General features: G+C 37.3%; 16 protein-coding genes and 3 tRNA genes. 17 read left to right on the top strand and 2 right to left on the bottom strand.

The features are described from left to right. The first annotated feature begins 1 nt into the window (after position 1). The 8 genes from ABM34_RS11285 (at position 2) to ABM34_RS11320 (ending at position 8,532) form a co-directional block, all read left to right on the top strand. Positions 2 to 721 carry an MIP/aquaporin family protein gene (locus ABM34_RS11285; RefSeq protein WP_048705823.1) on the top strand — a complete coding sequence of 240 codons (720 nt, stop codon included), beginning with the start codon at positions 2 to 4 and terminating at the stop codon, positions 719 to 721. A 69-nt stretch (positions 722 to 790) separates the two neighbouring features. Continuing rightward, entirely contained in the window at positions 791 to 2,293 is a 1,503-nt protein-coding gene (glpK, locus tag ABM34_RS11290; RefSeq protein WP_157023329.1) for a glycerol kinase GlpK, read from the top strand. Between the two features lie 148 nt (positions 2,294 to 2,441). Continuing rightward, positions 2,442 to 3,917, top strand: a complete 1,476-nt coding sequence (locus tag ABM34_RS11295) for a peptide MFS transporter (RefSeq protein WP_048705827.1) — start codon at positions 2,442 to 2,444, stop codon at positions 3,915 to 3,917. 460 nt (positions 3,918 to 4,377) lie between these two features. Beyond that, a tRNA-Tyr gene (locus tag ABM34_RS11300) sits at positions 4,378 to 4,460 on the top strand. Positions 4,461 to 4,465: 5 nt separating this feature from the next. Continuing rightward, positions 4,466 to 4,537, top strand: a tRNA-Gln gene (locus ABM34_RS11305). Between the two features lie 110 nt (positions 4,538 to 4,647). Then, positions 4,648 to 5,349, top strand: coding sequence for a GntR family transcriptional regulator (locus tag ABM34_RS11310; protein ID WP_048705828.1), 702 nt, complete (start codon positions 4,648 to 4,650; stop codon positions 5,347 to 5,349). Between the two features lie 78 nt (positions 5,350 to 5,427). Then, entirely contained in the window at positions 5,428 to 6,822 is a 1,395-nt protein-coding gene (locus tag ABM34_RS11315; protein ID WP_048705831.1) for an O-antigen ligase family protein, read from the top strand. 228 nt (positions 6,823 to 7,050) lie between these two features. Next, positions 7,051 to 8,532, top strand: a complete 1,482-nt coding sequence (locus ABM34_RS11320; protein WP_048705832.1) for an SLAP domain-containing protein — start codon at positions 7,051 to 7,053, stop codon at positions 8,530 to 8,532. Positions 8,533 to 9,022: 490 nt separating this feature from the next. Here ABM34_RS11320 and ABM34_RS11325 read toward each other — a convergent pair whose 3' ends face one another. Continuing rightward, a complete protein-coding gene (locus ABM34_RS11325) occupies positions 9,023 to 9,748 on the bottom strand; it encodes a WecB/TagA/CpsF family glycosyltransferase (RefSeq protein WP_048705835.1) in 726 nt (241 codons plus the stop codon). A 56-nt stretch (positions 9,749 to 9,804) separates the two neighbouring features. Here ABM34_RS11325 and ABM34_RS11330 point away from each other — a divergent pair, with 56 nt between their 5' ends. The 9 genes from ABM34_RS11330 to ABM34_RS11370 all read left to right on the top strand — a co-directional run bounded on the left by ABM34_RS11330 (position 9,805) and on the right by ABM34_RS11370 (position 18,338). Next, the gene (locus ABM34_RS11330) at positions 9,805 to 10,878 is read left to right on the top strand and encodes a glycosyltransferase (protein WP_048705836.1); all 1,074 of its coding nucleotides are present in this window, start codon (positions 9,805 to 9,807) and stop codon (positions 10,876 to 10,878) included. 46 nt (positions 10,879 to 10,924) lie between these two features. After that, on the top strand, positions 10,925 to 12,397 hold the full coding sequence (locus ABM34_RS11335; RefSeq protein ID WP_048705838.1) for a nicotinate phosphoribosyltransferase: 1,473 nt from the start codon (positions 10,925 to 10,927) through the stop codon (positions 12,395 to 12,397). Between the two features lie 2 nt (positions 12,398 to 12,399). Then, on the top strand, positions 12,400 to 13,215 hold the full coding sequence (nadE, locus tag ABM34_RS11340) for an ammonia-dependent NAD(+) synthetase (RefSeq protein WP_048705840.1): 816 nt from the start codon (positions 12,400 to 12,402) through the stop codon (positions 13,213 to 13,215). Between the two features lie 442 nt (positions 13,216 to 13,657). Then, positions 13,658 to 14,845, top strand: a complete 1,188-nt coding sequence (locus ABM34_RS11345) for an aminotransferase class I/II-fold pyridoxal phosphate-dependent enzyme (RefSeq protein WP_048705841.1) — start codon at positions 13,658 to 13,660, stop codon at positions 14,843 to 14,845. 28 nt (positions 14,846 to 14,873) lie between these two features. After that, the gene (locus tag ABM34_RS11350; protein WP_048705843.1) at positions 14,874 to 16,337 is read left to right on the top strand and encodes a hypothetical protein; all 1,464 of its coding nucleotides are present in this window, start codon (positions 14,874 to 14,876) and stop codon (positions 16,335 to 16,337) included. Continuing rightward, on the top strand, positions 16,321 to 17,298 hold the full coding sequence (locus ABM34_RS11355) for a glycosyltransferase family 2 protein (protein WP_048705844.1): 978 nt from the start codon (positions 16,321 to 16,323) through the stop codon (positions 17,296 to 17,298). The genes ABM34_RS11350 and ABM34_RS11355 overlap by 17 nt, the downstream gene beginning before the upstream one ends. A gap of 10 nt (positions 17,299 to 17,308) precedes the next feature. Further along, the gene (locus tag ABM34_RS11360) at positions 17,309 to 17,746 is read left to right on the top strand and encodes a hypothetical protein (RefSeq protein WP_048705846.1); all 438 of its coding nucleotides are present in this window, start codon (positions 17,309 to 17,311) and stop codon (positions 17,744 to 17,746) included. After that, entirely contained in the window at positions 17,746 to 18,213 is a 468-nt protein-coding gene (locus ABM34_RS11365; RefSeq protein WP_048705847.1) for a SprT family protein, read from the top strand. The genes ABM34_RS11360 and ABM34_RS11365 overlap by 1 nt, the downstream gene beginning before the upstream one ends. A gap of 39 nt (positions 18,214 to 18,252) precedes the next feature. Beyond that, positions 18,253 to 18,338: transfer RNA gene (locus ABM34_RS11370), tRNA-Leu, on the top strand. Between the two features lie 35 nt (positions 18,339 to 18,373). Here ABM34_RS11370 and ABM34_RS11375 read toward each other — a convergent pair. Beyond that, positions 18,374 to 18,739, bottom strand: a complete 366-nt coding sequence (locus ABM34_RS11375) for a hypothetical protein (RefSeq protein ID WP_048705849.1) — start codon at positions 18,737 to 18,739, stop codon at positions 18,374 to 18,376. Between the last annotated feature and the right edge of the window lie 170 nt (positions 18,740 to 18,909).

Consider the following 18,909-nt stretch of genomic DNA (forward strand, 5'->3'; position numbering starts at 1 on the left):
CATGCATGATAGTTTAATGTTACAACTTGTTGGGGAGTTCATAGGTACTGCCGTACTTATTATCCTTGGTGATGGCGTTGTTGCCGCTGTTACTTTGAACAAGTCAAAAGCTAAAGGTGCCGGCTGGGTCGCAATTGCCCTTGGCTGGGGTCTTGCAATCACAATTGCGGTATACTGTGCCGCATTCTTAAGTCCAGCTCACTTGAATCCTGCCGTATCACTCGGTATGGCCATTGCTGGTAAATTTAGTTGGGCATATGTTATTCCTTATAGTATTGCTCAAATTCTTGGTGGTGTCCTTGGTGGTATCATCGTATGGGCATTCTACTATGACCAATTTAAAGAGACAGATGATTCAGATGCAATCTTGACTATTTTCGCAACTGCACCTGCTATCAGAAGATATGGAATGAACTTCCTATCAGAATTTATTGGTACATGTGTACTTATGTTTGCTTTACTTGCATTTACAAGAGGTAACTTTACAGAAGGTCTAAATCCAATCGCTGTTGGTTTATTGATCACATCAATCGGTTTCTCACTTGGTGGGACAACAGGTTATGCTATCAACCCAGCCAGAGATCTTGGACCAAGAATTGCTCACGCTATTATGCCAGTTCCAAACAAAGGAACATCAGATTGGGCATATAGTTGGGTTCCTATTCTTGGACCTATGCTAGGTGGAGCACTTGGTGCTGCATTATTCGTTTTGATTCCTTAATCATAAGTTTTAAAAAACTAAGAAAGGGTGGAAACGCCTTTTCTTTTTAATTTTCAGGAGTGTTAAATAATGGAGAAGAAATACATTTTAGCAATCGATGAGGGTACTACTACTGCCAGGGCAATTATTTTTGACCACAGTGGTAGAAAGATTGTTACTGCACGTCATCACATTCGTCAAATTTTGCCTAATCCAGGTTGGGTCGAACATGATGCTAACGAAATTTGGAACGCTGTTCAATCATCAATCGCCACTGCCTTTATCGAATCAGGTGTTAAACCTGACGAAATCGAGTCAATCGGTATAGCTAATCAGCGTGAAACTACAGTAATCTGGGATAAAACAACTGGACTACCAATTTACAACGCTGTCGTTTGGCAATCACGTCAAACAGCCCAATTAGCAAATGATTTGATTAAAGCTGGTCACAAAGAAGAAATCCACAAGAAAACTGGATTAATTATTAGTCCATATTTCTCAGCTACAAAAGTTCGCTGGATTTTAGACCACGTCAAAGGCGCCCAAGAACGTGCTGAAAAAGGTGATTTATTATTTGGAACAATTAATACTTGGCTACTTTGGAAACTTACTGGTGGCGAAAGCTTCTTAACGGATTACGCCAATGCTAGTCGTACAATGTTGTTCAATATCAACACACTTGACTGGGATGACGACTTACTTAAGATGTTGAACATTCCTAGAAAAATGCTTCCAGAAGTTCGTTCAAACGCTGAAAACTTTGGTTCAACTAAGAACTACCATTTCTATGGATCAAAAGTCCCTATCACAGGTATGACAGGTTCACAACAAGCTTCATTGTTCGGACAAATGGCTTTTGACAAAGGTAACGTTAAGAATACTTACGGTACTGGTGCCTTCGCTGTTATGAATACAGGTGAAGAGCCTGCTTTGTCAGATAATAATTTGTTAACAACTATTGCCTACGGTGTTAATGGAAAAGTTAATTATGCGTTGGAAGGTAGTATTTTCGTTGCCGGAGCAGCTTTGCAATGGTTACGTGATGGTTTGAGAATGATTAAAGCAACTCCTGACTCAGAAGTTGCTGCGAAGAGATCAACAGATATGGATGAAGTATACGTTGTACCTGCATTCTCTGGTTTAGGTGCTCCTTATTGGGATGATGAGGCCCGTGGTACTGTCTTTGGACTAACACGTGGATCAAATCAAGATGACTTTATTAAGGCAACACTACAATCAATCGCTTATCAAACAAAAGATGTTATCGATACAATGAGTTCAGATTCAGATATTCCAATTGACGTGTTAAAAGTCGATGGTGGTGCTTCTGCCAACGATTATTTGATGCAATTCCAATCAGATATCTTGAATATCCCATTGCAACGTTCATCAGAACTTGAAACAACAGCTTTAGGTGTTGCATTCCTAGCAGGTATCGGTTCAGGCTTCTGGAAAGATATCGATCAAATTAAAGAAAATTATCATGCCGGAGATACATTTGAACCTAAGATGGATGATAAAATTCGTAATAATTTATATTCAGGATGGAAGGAAGCCGTTACAGCAACAATGGCCTTCAAGCACACTAAATAACAAATTAATAAGAATCCAAATTAAAGGATTCTTATTTTTTTTTGCTTATATCACTGGATTTTCCAGTTAATAATTAAAATTGCTTTGACATCGGAAATGGAAGAGTTTAATATTTATTTATCGTTGTGATATGTTAGGAGAATTATAAATGGATGCGAAAAAAGACCGAGGTTTCTTAGGACAACCTTTAGGTTTAAGAACTTTATTTCTAACTGAATTCTGGGAAAGATTCAGTTACTATGGTATGCGTGCCATCTTGCTTTTCTACATGTATTTTGCTGTAGAAAAAGGTGGATTAGGCATGGACCAAACTACCGCCGCCTCAATCATGGCTATCTATGGTGCCATGGTTTATATGACAGGTGTTGTCGGTGGTTGGATTAGTGATAGAATTCTGGGACCTAGAAGAACCGTATTCTGGGGTGGTGTTCTCATCATGTTCGGACACATTGTGCTCTCTCTTCCAATTGGAGAGGGCGGATTGTTCGGTTCAATCGTCTTAATCACATTAGGTACTGGTTTATTGAAACCAAATGTATCTGATATGGTTGGTAGTTTGTATACAGAAAAAGATCCAAGACGTGATTCTGGATTCAGTATTTACGTCATGGGTATCAACTTAGGTTCATTGTTTGCACCAATGGTCGTACAATGGACAGCAGCTAAATTTAATTACCACGCAGGTTTCTCATTAGCCGCAATTGGTATGTTCATTGGTTTGATTGTTTACTGGATTGACGGAAGAAAGTATCTTCCCGAAGATGGATTACATGCTCCTGATCCAATCAACACTGATGAGCGTTCAAAAGCAATTTCACGCTTAGTTTATGGTTTAGTTGCCGTGGCAGTCATCGTTATTGTAATGTTCTTTACACATACTCTAACAATTGAAAATGCCATTAACATTATTAGTGCATTGGGTATAATTTTGCCTATTATTTACTTTGTAGTAATGCTTAGAAGTAAAAAAGTAACCAAGATTGAAAGATCTAGAGTTATAGCTTATATTCCTTTGTTCATCGCTGCCGTTGTTTTCTGGGCAATTGAAGAACAAGGATCAGTTATCATGGCTCTATTAGTGGCTGAACAAACACAATTACACTTTGCAGGATTTAACTTGCAACCAGGTTCATTCCAGTCACTTAACCCATTCTTCATCATTATTTATACACCATTCTTCGCCTGGTTCTGGATAAAATTAGGTAAGAGACAACCATCATCACCAAGCAAGTTCTGGATGGGATTAGTATTTACAGCAGCTTCATACTTCTTACTAGTTCTACCATTAATGAACATTTCAGCAGGTGATAAAATTAGTCCACTCTGGTTAGTAGGACAATGGGCCCTAATTGAAGTAGGTGAAATGCTGATATCTCCAGTTGGACTATCAGCAACCACAAAATTAGCGCCAAAAGCATTCTCGTCACAAATGATGAGTATGTGGTTCCTAGCCGACTCAGCCGGACAATCAATAAATGCCCAGCTAGTTAAACTCTTCAAACCAGGAGTACCAAGTAACGAAATGGCCTTCTTCGGAATAACAGCCATAGTCGTATTAATTACAGGTATACTATTGGCAATCTTAGTACCTAAGATCAAGCCATTAATGAAGGGTGTTAATTAATAACATTTAAATAGTATTAAAATCAAAGATGATAGAAGGGAAATACACCTTCAATCATCTTTTTTTGAATCATCATCATTTGAATTTGTTTTTCTACAAATAAAACATGCCATACAGACAAAAATTTAGTACGCAAATAAAACTGCTCACAAACAAAAAAAGAATTTTATTTAACTGTCATTAGATGTAGGAAGAAAATCGATTTGGGCTCAGCAGCCAAATTTTACTTAGTCGACGAAGTCGCCTTAGTAAAAGACCCAGTTTGGAGACTTTTCGGTCTTTGAAAAGCCTTCAAATGGTGTCGGCAGCGTTCCAGCCCGTCAAAATCGATTTCCTTCCGGAATCGGAAATAATCCTCAAAACTAAATTTTTCCCCAATCCAACTAACAAAAATAGCAAATAACACTTGAAATTTACCAATATCTTCGGTAATATATTTTAAGTCGAAAGATGATATTTCGGAGGGGTAGCGAAGTCTGGCTAAACGCGGCGGACTGTAAATCCGCTCCTTCGGGTTCGGTGGTTCGAATCCACTCCCCTCCATTTATTGGGTTATAGCCAAGCGGTAAGGCAACAGGTTTTGATCCTGTCATGCGCTGGTTCGAATCCAGCTAACCCAATATATTAAAAAAGGACCGATATTTATCGGTCCTTTTTTTTCTAAATTTGTTAATTTACTGTATAATCAAACTGCAGTACAGCTTTTTAAACTTGAGGGGGAGGGTTTAAGATGAAGGTCCCTGTTTATATTCAAATTCATAATCGAATCAAAAAAGAAATCGAAGAAGGTAAGTGGGCCGTCGGCGCGCGTATTCCGTCTGAGCGTAAACTTGCTGATGAATTTGACGTAAGTAGGATGACTCTTCGACAAGCCATTCAAACTCTAGTTGATGAAGGAATTCTACAACGCCAAGTTGGTTCAGGTACTTATGTTGCTAGTAGCAAAGTCCAGGAAAAGATGTCTGGAACTACTAGTTTTACAGAAATTACCGAGAATCAAGGGAAGCGTCCATCCAGTAGAACAGTTTCCTATCATTTAGCTGATCCATCTTTAAGCGAGATGGAAAAATTGCAACTACATGAAGGTGATGAAGTATTGCGGATGGAACGTATCCGTTTTGCTGATAATCAACCAATCTGTTTTGAAGTTGCTACAATTCCCAGCAGCATCGTTGAAAATCTTGATAAACAAGACATCACATCTTCATTATATAAAGCACTTGAGGAAAAGGCTGGTTTGAAGCTTGGAAAAGCAAACCAGACTGTTTCAGCAATGCTTGCCTCAGAAAAAATTGCAACTTTATTGAATGTTAAACGCGGTTCAGCAATTCTTAGACTGCGTCAAGTTACTATGTTAGATGACGGTCTACCATTCGAATATGTCCGCTCTCAATACGTTGGGGAACGTTTTGAGTTTTACCTAGAAAGATAATATATTTATGTTGTTCAGTTCATATATGAGTTAATATATATTTAACTGTCCATTCAAATTATTCATTGGGAGTATTATATGCAAAGTTTTATTAGACGATACAGCATTTTCTTAATGCTGTATATTATTTTTCAACCCGTATTAGATGCCATTACCGGCGTAATGACCAAAGCTCATCTAAGCGCTACACTTGGAATTTTTGTCAGAGTTATAGTCATGGCAGTCACTGTTGTCTTTTTGTTAATGTACGTTCTATTAAATAGAAACACCAAAAAAGGTTTCGCAATAATAGGTTACTTCGTACTTCTAGCATTAATGTCAGCAATAAGTTTATTTGTAAATTACAAACAAAAACAACTATTTGTTCCAGGGTTAGAGCTAACAGCTTTGGCCAAAAGTCTTTACTACCCAGTCATGCTATTTGCTTATTATTTCGCATTTGAAGAACTACACCGAGATGGTATTTTATCCAAATACTTTCCAAAAGTGGTTTTCTATGCTGTAAATATAATTTCCATCGTCATGATTGCGGCTCACTTTACCAATTCTGGATTTAGCTCTTATTCGTACTATAAACTCGGGGAAAGTGGCTGGTTCTTCGCCGCCAACGAATTGAGTGCAATCGTCTCAATCTCATTCCCAATTTTAGTATGGTACGCAACCGATAAGCTCACTAATGCAAAAAGGTGGTATTACTGGATAACTGTTGTAATGGCTATCTATTCCGCTTTACTCATTGGTACAAAGGGTGCATTTATTGCAATCATCTTCGGTACAATCATGGGACTACTAGCAGCCTTTATCCAAAGAATCCATCACCAAGGGGATGTAAAGCATCTCAATGGAATGATAGTTCTGATGGTCGCAACCTTAATAGGTATCGGTGTAGCCTATCCTATGATGGCTGTAGCCAAGACTTCAGAGCTACATGAAGAAATGATCAAGGATAAGAAAAAACGTGCCAAAACGAAGAAGGGCCTTAATAAAGACCAAAAGAAATATGTTGAAACTAACAAATATGTTTCTTATCTTCTTAGTGGTAGAACAATTTACTTTGAGAATGCTCAACACAATTTCAGTAAAGCAACTCCAGCTCAAAAGATTTTTGGGATGGGATATGCTACTAGTTTCAAGAAGGTTAAGCATGCCAAGTTAGTTGAGATGGATTATATCGATATTCTCTTCCAATTTGGATTCTTAGGAGCAATTGTCTACATGTTGCCACTTATCTATAGTTTCATTTACTTGTTGATCTTATTCTTCAGACACTTTGGTTCAATGTGGTCATTCAAGTGGGCAATGTTGGTTGCCAGTGTTCTATTAGGATTTGGTATGGCGTTGTTAACCGGTCACGTTATCGAAGCTCCATCAGTAAGTATTTATTTCGTGACATCACTAGCATTTGCTATCTATAATGCAAAACTATTTAATAAAAATAAAAAAGATCCTGTCGAATTAGACGTAATGGAATAACTAAAAAGTTCAACTTTCAATCCGAAAGTTGAACTTTTTTTGTGCTATTTTGAACTTTTTTAAAAATATTTTAAGTAGGCGCTTTCACCGGTATATTAATATTTATAGCATACTCATAATAAAAAACTAATGATATGCATTAATAAAATACTTGATAATCATATTTCCGCATGATAAGTTATTTACGTAAACAAAATTAATGAGCAAGCAACTAGAGGAGGAAACGACATGAAAAAATCTATAAAATACGCTGGATTTGCTGCCGCAACCCTAATAGCTGCCGCACCAGTTGCAGCACCTATTTTAAATGCTACATCAATGGCACCAAATACTGAAAACACAGCAAAGGCATCATTTGGTACATCAACACAGGAGGATGCATACAACACCTTCGATTCAACATTTAAAAACTACAACAGTGCAACACAACTTGATTTCGTACATGGTGCAACATTCGCACTATTACAATCACAAAATCGACTACCATATTCAGCAGAAATGGTAAATGGTATCTTAAGACCACTACATCCACAATATCAATCATCACTTAACGACTTGAGTGTTGTAGCATTACTAAATCAAATCGTTTTCGTAGTAGTTCCAGCTGATGGACAAACAACATCAGAATGGCAAACAGCTATGAGAGCAGCCGGACAACACGGTGGACAAGTTAACTATCGTATCGTTGGATTGGCAATGTCAGACGTTGCGGACCATGCATTATGGTCAAACCAGCAATTAGTTAAATACTTCGAACCAGTTAAATTGAATGGTAAAGCATTAGATAAGACAGTTTATGCCAAGACTTCAGTAACACAACAAGAAGTTCACGCAATGAACATCAACTTTGAAACACCAGTAGACGGCTATGTAGGGCAATCTAAATCAGATTTCAGCACAACAGGCAAATATCCTATAACTATTCAAGATAATTTAGGAAACAAAGTTGACCCGCAAGACGTAACATCAACATTCTTTAACGGTTTAGACTTAGCAACGATTATTAACGGAACAACACTTCCAAAAGCTGGAAAAGTTGTTCAAAAGATGACAGTTAAGTTCAACCGTAACGAATACAACGCACTGTTCAACGACTTAGATCAAATTACGATCAACGGCGAAGAATACAGTGGCGGACTCCTATCAAAAGTTTGGGACAAAGTAAACAACTCCGTAACATTGACACGTCAAATCGATGTAACGCTAGACAATTACACAGATAAAGACATCAAGGGAGTAGTTACAACACCAATAGTAAACATGGGTGACAGCTCAATCGTGACACACATGTATGACGGCAAAGGAAACAGAATTTCAGGCCGTGCCTTAGCACAAGGTACAGACTGGTATACAGATACAAAACGCCTAAACAACAACACAGGTGAAGTAATGTACCGTGTATCAACAAATGAATGGGTAAAAGCGGCTGACATCTCATACGCCGACAAAGACACAGATACAGACACAGGCGACACAGCAGGTTTAACAGACATCACAAACCTACCAGCAAATTCAACAGTAACATTAGATGGACCAGCAGGATTCGTATACTCACTATATGGATCAGACGGTAAGACTGCTTCAAGAGGCCTAGCAGGTGACTCAGCTTGGTTAGCAGATAAACAAGCAAAAGACTCAAATGGAAACGTATATTACAGAGTTTCTACTAATGAGTGGATTATGCAAGGAACAGGAGTGACATTGAAATAGAGAGTGATAAAAATAGAGAGTGGAGAAAGCCGGGAAAAGTTGAGCATAGCGAAGAGGAGCGATTGATGCGGTTTATGCATCCATCGATGTTCGAAGCTAAGCGGTGACTTTTGGCTTTCGAAACTCGTTTCCACCATATCGTCAGAACGGTTAACAACCCAAGTCGATAGCAAAGAAATTCCCCGGAGCAAACAGCAGAGGGCAATTTCTCAACCATAGCACCAGCACCAAAACGCATCACTCAACACCAACAAAAAAATAACCACCTTCAAAATTCACAACTCAACAAGCGCACCACCCTCAAAATTCTCAAACCCAACAAAAGCACCACAACTACCACGAACTATCAAATGAATTCTCAACCTCAAAGAAATCCTCAGGGAATTTCCAACAAAATTCTCAACCCTCAAAATTCTCAAAACTCTTAGGTAAACCTCAAATAAAAAATGATCATCTCCCAGCGAAGATGATCATTTTTTCATGTCTTAAATTATTTATTACGTTTTTCTTTTTGAATTAACATCAAATACTTAGGAATGGCGAACATACGTCCAATACGTGTAGGCTCCTTAACTAAACGGTAGAACCATTCTAAGCTCAACTTTTGGATTATTTCAGGTGCACGTTTCTTAGTTCCAGAAAAGACATCAAAACTTCCACCGACACCAATCCAAACAGCAGTACAACGGTCTCGATATTTATTGATGAAGTATTCTTGCTTAGGTGAACCAAGAGCAACCAAAACAATATCAGGTTGTTTCTCCTCAATATCAGCAGCAACCATGCCATTATCATTGAAATAACCGTCATGGTAACCGACTAAATCAATCCCAGTGAATTCTCGCTTGATTCTATCGGCGCTTGCCTTGATTACTTCTGGTTTAGCCCCTAATAAATATACTTTTAAATGCTTTTTATTAGCTTGTTCAATTAAGAACATCAATGTGTCAAAACCGGTAATTCGTTCATGCATTGGAGTACCAAGCATATTTGCGCCTTTGATAATACCAATTCCGTCAGGGATCACGTAGTCGGCATTATTGACAATATTTGAAAAACGATTGTTATTTCTAGCAGACAGAACAATTTCTGGATTTGGAGTAACAATAAATTTGTTGGCTTTATTATCCAAGTCTGTACTAATTAATTCATGAAACTGTTTTTCCGTGAAATTATCGAATTCAGTTCCCAAAATATCTATTCTATTTTTGTGCATACGTATCTCCTTTACTGTATTATTATACACGAGAACGAAAAATTGAGAGGTGCTACATGCGGGTCTTACATATAAATGCAGGTAACGAGGATGGTGGCGCAAGAACTTACATCATTAATCTGATGAAAGGCCAAGAATCCACTGATGTCGATGCCACTTTAATGACATTCGAAGAAGGTCCAGTTGCGAGAATGGCTCGTGATAATGGGCTTCACGTAGTTGTTATGCCACAAAAACGTCAAATTGATTTATCGATTTTGACACCATTAGTTACTTACATAAATGATCATCATATAGACGTGGTTCATACACATGGACCTCGTGCCAATTTTATTATGTCTTTAGTAAAAAATCGTATCAAGGCAACTTGGGTGACGACTGTTCACTCTGATCCTCGAATCGATTTTTCAGGACTAAAGGGAAAAATCTTTTTGAAGTTAAACGTCAGAGCATTGAAACAAGCTGATTATATTTTTTACATGAATCCAGATTTGGTTGCTTATTTCAATTCATTGCACATTTCAAAAAACAAAACCGATGAAGTATTCAACGCCATTGATTTTAAGCAAGCAATTCCAGAACCTCAGCGTCAAAAACACTTTAGCTTGTTAATGATTGCTCGACTAGTCGAAGTAAAGAATCATGCGATGACGCTTCAAGCCTTATCAAAATTAGACTTTGACTTCAAAATGATTTTTGTCGGGGATGGGCCATTGATGGGTGAGCTCAAGCAACAGACTCATCAATTAGGCTTAGATAAAAAAGTTCAGTTCGTCGGTTTCCACGAGAATACCGGAGATTATTACGATGAATGTGACGTATCAATGCTTACTTCTAACTCTGAAAGTTTGCCAACGGTATACTTGGAATCAGCACTTCATGGCCGTCCAGTTATCGCCACAAATGTTGGTGCAACTAGCAAGGTTATTAATGATAAAACTGGCTGGTTAATTCAACCTGGTAGCGTCTCCGAATTAGCAGAAGCATTGAATGACGCCCATAAAGAATGGGAAAATGATAATTTAGACTCAAAAGGTATGGAACTCTATTCAGAAACCAAGAGTAGCTATTCAATTGAAAAATTAGCCGAAGCAGTAAAACTAGGCTACAAAGCTGCCCTGCACGCATAGTCATGTTAAAATGGTAACAATATTACCAAAAAATAAGGGAGAAATGATGACTCAAAATTTGAATCGTGATCTTACTTTACATACAGATTATTACGAATTAAATATGATGTATACATATTGGAAGAAGGGAATTCACAATCGTCGTTCCGTTTTTGAATGCTACTTTAGAAAGTTGCCATTTGATAATGGATACGCAATTTTTGCAGGTCTAGAACATGCTGTTGATTATCTAAAAACTTTGTCATTCTCAGATGATGACATTGATTACTTGAGAGAGTACGGAGAATTCGATGAAGAATTCTTACGCTGGTTAAAGGATTTAACTTTTAGTTGTACAATTCGTTCAGCTAAAGAAGGAGATTTGGTTTTCAACGAAGAACCAATTTTCCAAGTTGAAGGTCCTTTGGCACAAGCAACTCTTATTGAAACAGCAATTTTAAACATCATTAATTTTCAAACTTTGATTGCTACTAAAGCAGCACGTATTAAGACTGTCTGTGGTGACAATCCCGTCTTAGAATTTGGTTCAAGACGTGCTCAAGAAGTTGATGCTGCCATTTGGGGTAGTCGTGCTTCTTACATCGGTGGTTTTGATGCCACAAGTAACGTTCTTGCCGGAAAAATGTTTGGCATTCCTATTTCGGGAACACATGCACATGCATTAGTTCAAGCTTACCAAAATGAATATTTAGCATTTAAAGCCTATGCTGAAACACACAAAAATTGTGTCTTTTTAGTTGATACATATGACACATTAAAGAGTGGTGTTCCTAGTGCTATTCGTGTTGCCAAAGAATTTGGCGACAAAATTAATTTCCAAGGTGTCAGAATTGATTCTGGTGATATGGCTTATATTTCTAAGCGAGTCCGTGAGCAATTGGATGAAGCTGGATTTACTGACGCTAAGATTTATGCATCAAATGATTTAGACGAAAAAACTGTTTTAAACTTAAAGATGCAAGATGCCAAGATTGATGTCTGGGGAATCGGAACTAAGAATATTACTGCTTTCGATCAGCCAGCACTTGGTGCAGTTTACAAGTTAGTAAGTATTGAAGATGAAAAAGGTAACATGCTTGATACTTTGAAGTTGTCTAGTAATGCTGCCAAAATTTCAACTCCAGGCAAAAAACAAGTTTGGAGGATTACTAATAAAGACAAGAACGATAAGTCTGAGGGAGATTACGTTTCACTATTTAACGAAGATCCTCGTCAACACAATTCACTCTACATGTTCCATCCACAATACACTTACATCAATAAGACTGTTGAAAACTTTGATGCAAAACCATTGCTTCAAGATATCTACAAAGATGGTAAATTAGTTTACGATTTTCCATCAGTTCAAGAAATTCATCAGTATTGTGCAGATAATTTGGATTCATTATGGGATGAATACAAACGTCTCTTGAACCCACAAATTTATCCAGTAGATCTATCTTCAAAACTTTACAGCCACCGTATGAAATATATTGAAAAAGTACGTAACGACGTAAACAATATTAAAGTTGGTGATTAGGAATGCGACCATTACAAAAGGAAATTATTGAATTCGAAAAAACACTACCAGAAATTGATGCTGAAAAAGAAATCCGCCGTTCAGTAGATTTTTTAAAAAATTATCTACTCAAGAATAAAGGACTTAAGACCTTAGTATTAGGTATTTCTGGTGGACAAGACTCCACTTTAGCCGGAAAGTTATCTGAAATTGCTATGACTGAGCTTCGCCAAGAAACAGGTGACAATGAATATCAATTCGTCGCCGTTCGTCTACCATATGGTGAACAAGCAGATGAATCAGACGCCATGCAAGCAATTGAATGGATGGAAGCCGACCAAGTAGTCCGCGTAAACATCAAAAAAAGCGTTGACGAAATGGTCAACGCTTTGGAAGCCAACGGAGTAGGAATTTCTGACTTCAACAAAGGCAATATCAAAGCACGTACCAGAATGATTGCTCAATACGGAGTAGCCGGCGAAAACGCCGGTGTCGTTGTAGGAACAGATCATGCAGCTGAAAACATAACCGGTTTTTACACCAAATTTGGTGACGGAGCAGCAGACGTAACGCCACTATTCAGATTAGACAAGCGCCAAGGTAAGAAATTACTAAAGAAATTAAACGCACCAACCAATTTATACGAAAAAACACCTACCGCTGACTTGGAAGAAGACCGTCCAAGCTTACCTGATGAGAAAGCCCTAGGCGTAACATACACAAACATCGATGATTATCTAGAAGGAAAAGATGTACCAGAAGAAGCAGCAGAGAAAATCGAAGCATGGTACAAGAAAACAGCTCACAAGAGAAGATCACCTTATACAGTATTTGATTAAATGACTAAGGGGTTGAACCAAAAGAATCGGTTTTAATATTTGGTACTCCACGTAATTTTGGATGCGAAGCGGCAAAGCATTCACGATGACACTCAAGTTATCACGTAGTTTCATTGAAGTGAGAGGAAAATCGAGCCGGAAGGAGCAAGAAATACAGGTAGCAGTGAAAGTGGAATTAAGGCGAGAGCCTTAATTCCACAGGACGAGTTTTGAAATTCGCGAACCGTGCGAAGTTCAAAACCGAGATTGAAGACCGCACTTCGGCTTCAATCGGTCCCACCGCAACCTGAATTTCTTGCTCCTGCAGGCGGCATCCTTAGCCTCCAACCCCAAACAATATATAATTAAATTTATCCAAAATAGGACATTCATTTTTTCGAATGTTCTTTTTTTATAATTAAATTTCCGTGATAGAATACTTCGTAAGAAAGAGGTGTTCTACATGAAAAATCCAGTTGAATTAATGAACCCCGAAGTCGTTGCAATCAAGCAACAAGAAATTTTTAAATTCAATGCGTTAGCTAAAGCAAATTCAGGCGTAGTCAATATGACCGTTGGTGAACCAAACTTCCCAACACCTGACCATATTAAATTGGCCGCAATTCGTGCAATCATGAACGACGACACAAAATATACAGTTCCTGAAGGAGATCACGATTTACTTCGTGCAGCCTCAAATTATTTGCATGAAAAATACGGATTGAATTACGACCCAGAGTCCGAAATGATTACCACACTGGGTGTTACTGAGGGTGTGTTCTCAACATTAAATGCTCTTTTGGATGAAGGTGATGAGGTATTAATTCCTGCACCTTGCTATACAATTTATGGACCAGATACGAATTTTGACCATTCAAAACCAGTTTATTTGGACACTTCCAAGACAGAATTTAAAGTGATGCCAGAACAATTAGATGAGCTTCTAAGTACTCATCCAAGAATCAAGGTGTTTCTATTCAACTATCCAAATAATCCAACAGGCGTCACATATAACAAGCAAGAGCTAGAAAATCTTGCTGCAGTCCTTTCAAAATATGATGTCTTTGTAATTAGTGACGAAATTTATAGTGAGTTAACTTATAATTCAAAACACTATTCATTCGCTAAAATTTTGCCAAAACAAACAATTTTATTGAATGGCGTTTCTAAGTCACATGCCATGACCGGTTGGAGAATTGGGATTGCTTGCGCACCAAAAGAAATCATTAGTCAAATCAATAAAATTCATGAGTTGGCAACAACTGCTGTTTCAACAATTTCTCAAGCAGCAGCAACTGAAGCTTATACAAATGGATTCGATGATCCAATGAAAATGCGTGACGAATATAAACAACGACGTGACGTTTTGTTGTCTGGACTAGAAAAATTAGATTTCTATTGTCCAATTCCAGATGGAGCATTTTACTTATTTGCAAAAATTCCCGAAGGATTAAATCAAGATGATGTCACATTTGCTAAGGATTTATTGAAGAAAGAAGGCTTAGCAATCTTGCCAGGAAGTTTCTTCGGTGAAGGCGGATCCGGTCACCTACGACTGAGTTATGCCGCAAGTATGGAAAGTATCCAAAACGCTTTGGTAAAATTAAGGGATTATGTAACAAACTACGCAAGTAGCAAGGAACAAATTTAAGTATCATCAAGTTTTTATAGGGGGAAAAATGATCAATAAATTCCAAAAGACCATAAGTTGGATAACACTAGTTTGTGTAGCCTTATTTACAACTGTCGTGTTCGTTCAAATGTGGCACAATTTATTCAAAAATTATTTTCCATTTAATCCTGGAAGATATGCGGGCTTATTAATTGTCGGATTAATACTCGTATTAGTTGTAGGATTTATCCTTTACAAATTGAAGGATGACAATCGGGTCACAAACCGTGTCATCCTTTTAGTTTTGCTTGCGATATTCGCTGTTGTTGGGATAATGTGGATAAACTTTGTACCGAATACGCAGTTAAGTGACTTTGGAGGATTTTGGAGCCACGCAAAAGATGTTCTAGACGGTAAAAAAATATATCATTTTGACAATGATTATTTTGCTAAATGGGCTTATCAAACTGGATATTTAGCTTACGTTGTTGGAGCAACGAAAATCTTCGGATATCACATTGCAGCAATTCAATATTTGAATGTGTTATACCAAGTTCTAATCTTGTGGGTTGTATATGAATTAGTAGTAAAAATTTTCGATAATATAAAAATGGCCAGATTATCAGTACTTTTATTGATGATCAACTTGGACTGGTTTGCTTTAAACAGTCAAGCAGACAACCAATACTTAGGTTCACTATTATTTTTAACGACATTTTATTTGATTTTACAAGACAAGTATTGGACTTATATATTAGCTGGATTAACACTCGCACTTGGCTCGATCATCAGACCAATTGGACCGGTAATTATTGCAGGTATTGTTGTTTTTGCGTTGGTTTACATGTTTATGCGCAACAACAAGTTTCAGTTAAGCGGGATCTATAAATTGTTAGTTGTTTTAGCTGTTTATTTCGTTATTTTTAGTGGTGCAGGGATGTTAATTAAATCCTCTGGACTCAATGAGTATGGACTTTCAAACCGAGATACAGAATGGAAATTTGTTATTGGTCTCGATGAAAATTCTAAAGGTGTCTATGATACGGCACTAGTTAATTCATTTGATATGAATCAAAGTCGAGCTAAAGTGTTGAAACAAGAAAAGGAAGTTGTGCATGAACACGTGGAACAGCTAAACAAAACTCATGGCTGGTTCAATCTTTTTCAGGCAAAATTAGCAACACTTTGGTCGAAGCGTGCAACCGGTATCGATTTCACTGGAATAGAAGTTAACCATTCACCTGTGACCGTTAATGTTGTGCAGTTTGTCGGCTATGTTGGATCAATTTTGACGATAATTTTCTCGTGGATTGGTTCATTAAAATTGTTTAAATTTAACTATAAAAATGGACTTTTCCTATTGTTATTACCACTTATGGCGTTTGTAATAGTACAATTGTTAATTGAAGTACAAGGTAGATATCGAATCGAATTTATTCCGGTTTTAGCAGTGTTAGGTGGGACTGGATTGTACACAATTTTCGATTGGATCAAAACGAGTTGGAGTGGGAGACATGGCAGAAGCATTTAAGTTAGGTATTGTAGTTCCTTGTTATAACGAAGAAGAAGTTCTTCCCGAAACTACCAAGGAACTAACTCATATTATTAGTAATTTAGTTAATGATCACAAAATTACTTCTGATAGTAAAATTGTTTTCGTTGACGATGGAAGTAAAGATAAAACTTGGTCGATGATTGATGATTTCTCGCAACAAAATGATTTTGTCTCAGGGGTCAAATTAAGTCGTAATTTCGGTCACCAAGGTGCACTATTGGCTGGAGTTACTAGCGCATCCGCAAGTTGTGATGCTGTGGTTACGATTGACGCTGATTTACAAGATGATGTAAATGCTATTCCAAAAATGGTTGATGAATTTATTGCAGGCAGTGAAGTTGTCTATGGTGTTAGAAACAATCGTGATACTGACAGCTCATTTAAACGTGGAACTGCTGAAGCTTTTTACAAATTCATGGGTTGGCTAGGTGTCAAATTGGTGCCTGATTCTGCAGACTTTAGATTAATGAGTAAGCGTGCCTGTGAAGTTCTGCTGAGTTACAAGGAGACTAACTTGTTCTTACGAGGAATTGTTCCTTTAGTTGGTTTTAAGTCTGCGAAAGTTTATTATGCACGAAAAGAAAGATTTGCTGGAACATCCAAGTATCCATTGCGTAAAATGCTGAAGTTTGCGATCGATGGAATTACATCATTTTCAATCGTACCAATCAAAATGATTATGGGACTAGGATTTTTAATCGTCTTAATCAGTATTGGCCTGTTAATTTATACAATCGTTCAAAAAGCTCACGGTAATGTTGTAAGTGGTTGGGCATCGATGATGATTTCTATTTGGGCACTTGGCGGTGTACAATTAATTTGTATTAGTGTTATCGGCGAGTATGTCGGTAAAATTTTCAGCGAAGTCAAACAACGTCCAAGATTTACTATCGAACGTGATATTTATACTGAAAAAACTTTAAAAGAAGAAAAATAGAGGTAATTTTATGAATCCAGCACAAAAACGAGCTGTTCAATATTCAGGTTTAATTAACCGATTAGTGTCAACAATTCAAGAAAACCAAGATTTGTTGAATCCTGAATTTGAAATTTTACGTAAAGCTTTAGATCGTGACCAAGTTGATAAAGTCGATCCAGTCAGATACAAACGTTACCAACATGATTTTGAAAAGGGAGCAGTTGACTACAAGAAGTTAGCTGATCAATTGAAAAAGGGCAAAGCTCCTGCAAGATTGATGGGAATCCATTTGTCACTAGTTTCGTCATTCAACAAATATGTTGAGGGATGCGAAATGATGAGTGAAAGTATCAATGATGACCAAACAATCGACCGTCAAAAATTTGATGATGCAGAGAAGATCCAAGATGAGAATATGGATAAATTCTCTAAATTGATGCAAAAAATGGCAGCAATGGGTCAATAATGACTGATCAAGAATTAACAGAGTTAGTAAAAAAGGTTTCCCAAGAAAATTTTGGGAAACCTTTTATTCATAAAGCAAATTTTAATTCTCGCTTGCAGACGACTGGTGGCCGTTTTCACTTGAGGGATCGACATATCGATATCAATCCGAAAATGTATCAAATATACGGGCAAGACGTTTTAGTCGGGATTATTAAGCATGAACTGTGTCATTATCATTTATATAATGCTGGATTGCCTTCACAACATCGTGATCGAGAGTTTAAAGTACTTCTGCAACAAGTTGGCGGGTTACGATTTGCTCCAAGCGTAAAGCAAATTTCACGTCATCGCAGAATTCATGTATACGAATGTACAAAATGTGGAACTATTTATCGAAGAGTCAGAAAACTTGATACAAAGCGATATGTCTGTGGAAAATGTCGAGGAAAACTCAAATTTCTCAATGATATTGAATTATCTTCTTGATAATTTATTTTAGTATGTGTAAAATATATCTTGTTTGTTGCGGGTATGGCGGAATTGGCAGACGCGCAAGACTAAGGATCTTGTGGAGAATTATCTCCGTGGAAGTTCGAATCTTCTTACCCGCATAAATTTAGATAGTAAAAAGGCTGACCTAATCAGGTCAGTCTTTTTTTGTCGAATTTTTTACTGTTTTAAAATTGAACAATGAGACGCCAATTGCTAATAATGCAAAGATAGTCCCAATGATTTTTACACTCATGCCAATTTTTGCGGTAGATTTATGAATAGAATTCCCCGATGGTAAAAAGTCAGGTGCAATCATACCTGATTTATATTCTGAAGATTTTTCAGTCTTTCTAACTAAAGTTGATTCTGTGGGAGAACTATTTGTGGCCGCAAATGAGACGTCATTTGTTGCCAAGGCTAATCCGATAGCACAAGCGATAATGATTGCTAAAATTAAACGATCAAACATTGGATATTGATCACGTTTTTTCTTAAAATCGTCTTTATTAAATCTTTTCATATTGCGTTCCCACTTTTTGGATCACCCGGAGGTGAATTATTTAATCCCGAAAGTATCAAATTGGGAAGAAATGGTACTTCCTAAAATGGATTATAAACCGATTGGTAGTTAAGTAAAATTAAAAGCATTCATTACGATTCGATATAAAAAAATAAATATATCATGATGTA

It is taken from the genome of Companilactobacillus ginsenosidimutans (genome assembly GCF_001050475.1).
Lineage (GTDB): Bacteria > Bacillota > Bacilli > Lactobacillales > Lactobacillaceae > Companilactobacillus > Companilactobacillus ginsenosidimutans.

What these genes read in the sequence shown, in the direction of transcription:
- ABM34_RS11285 (WP_048705823.1), top strand. Translation starts at nt 2, where the DNA reads ATGCATGATAGTTTAATGTTACAACTTGTTGGGGAGTTCATAGGTACT.
- glpK (WP_157023329.1), top strand. Translation starts at nt 791, where the DNA reads ATGGAGAAGAAATACATTTTAGCAATCGATGAGGGTACTACTACTGCC.
- ABM34_RS11295 (WP_048705827.1), top strand. Translation starts at nt 2,442, where the DNA reads ATGGATGCGAAAAAAGACCGAGGTTTCTTAGGACAACCTTTAGGTTTA.
- ABM34_RS11310 (WP_048705828.1), top strand. Translation starts at nt 4,648, where the DNA reads ATGAAGGTCCCTGTTTATATTCAAATTCATAATCGAATCAAAAAAGAA.
- ABM34_RS11315 (WP_048705831.1), top strand. Translation starts at nt 5,428, where the DNA reads ATGCAAAGTTTTATTAGACGATACAGCATTTTCTTAATGCTGTATATT.
- ABM34_RS11320 (WP_048705832.1), top strand. Translation starts at nt 7,051, where the DNA reads ATGAAAAAATCTATAAAATACGCTGGATTTGCTGCCGCAACCCTAATA.
- ABM34_RS11325 (WP_048705835.1), bottom strand. Translation starts at nt 9,748, where the DNA reads ATGCACAAAAATAGAATAGATATTTTGGGAACTGAATTCGATAATTTC.
- ABM34_RS11330 (WP_048705836.1), top strand. Translation starts at nt 9,805, where the DNA reads ATGCGGGTCTTACATATAAATGCAGGTAACGAGGATGGTGGCGCAAGA.
- ABM34_RS11335 (WP_048705838.1), top strand. Translation starts at nt 10,925, where the DNA reads ATGACTCAAAATTTGAATCGTGATCTTACTTTACATACAGATTATTAC.
- nadE (WP_048705840.1), top strand. Translation starts at nt 12,400, where the DNA reads ATGCGACCATTACAAAAGGAAATTATTGAATTCGAAAAAACACTACCA.
- ABM34_RS11345 (WP_048705841.1), top strand. Translation starts at nt 13,658, where the DNA reads ATGAAAAATCCAGTTGAATTAATGAACCCCGAAGTCGTTGCAATCAAG.
- ABM34_RS11350 (WP_048705843.1), top strand. Translation starts at nt 14,874, where the DNA reads ATGATCAATAAATTCCAAAAGACCATAAGTTGGATAACACTAGTTTGT.
- ABM34_RS11355 (WP_048705844.1), top strand. Translation starts at nt 16,321, where the DNA reads ATGGCAGAAGCATTTAAGTTAGGTATTGTAGTTCCTTGTTATAACGAA.
- ABM34_RS11360 (WP_048705846.1), top strand. Translation starts at nt 17,309, where the DNA reads ATGAATCCAGCACAAAAACGAGCTGTTCAATATTCAGGTTTAATTAAC.
- ABM34_RS11365 (WP_048705847.1), top strand. Translation starts at nt 17,746, where the DNA reads ATGACTGATCAAGAATTAACAGAGTTAGTAAAAAAGGTTTCCCAAGAA.
- ABM34_RS11375 (WP_048705849.1), bottom strand. Translation starts at nt 18,739, where the DNA reads ATGAAAAGATTTAATAAAGACGATTTTAAGAAAAAACGTGATCAATAT.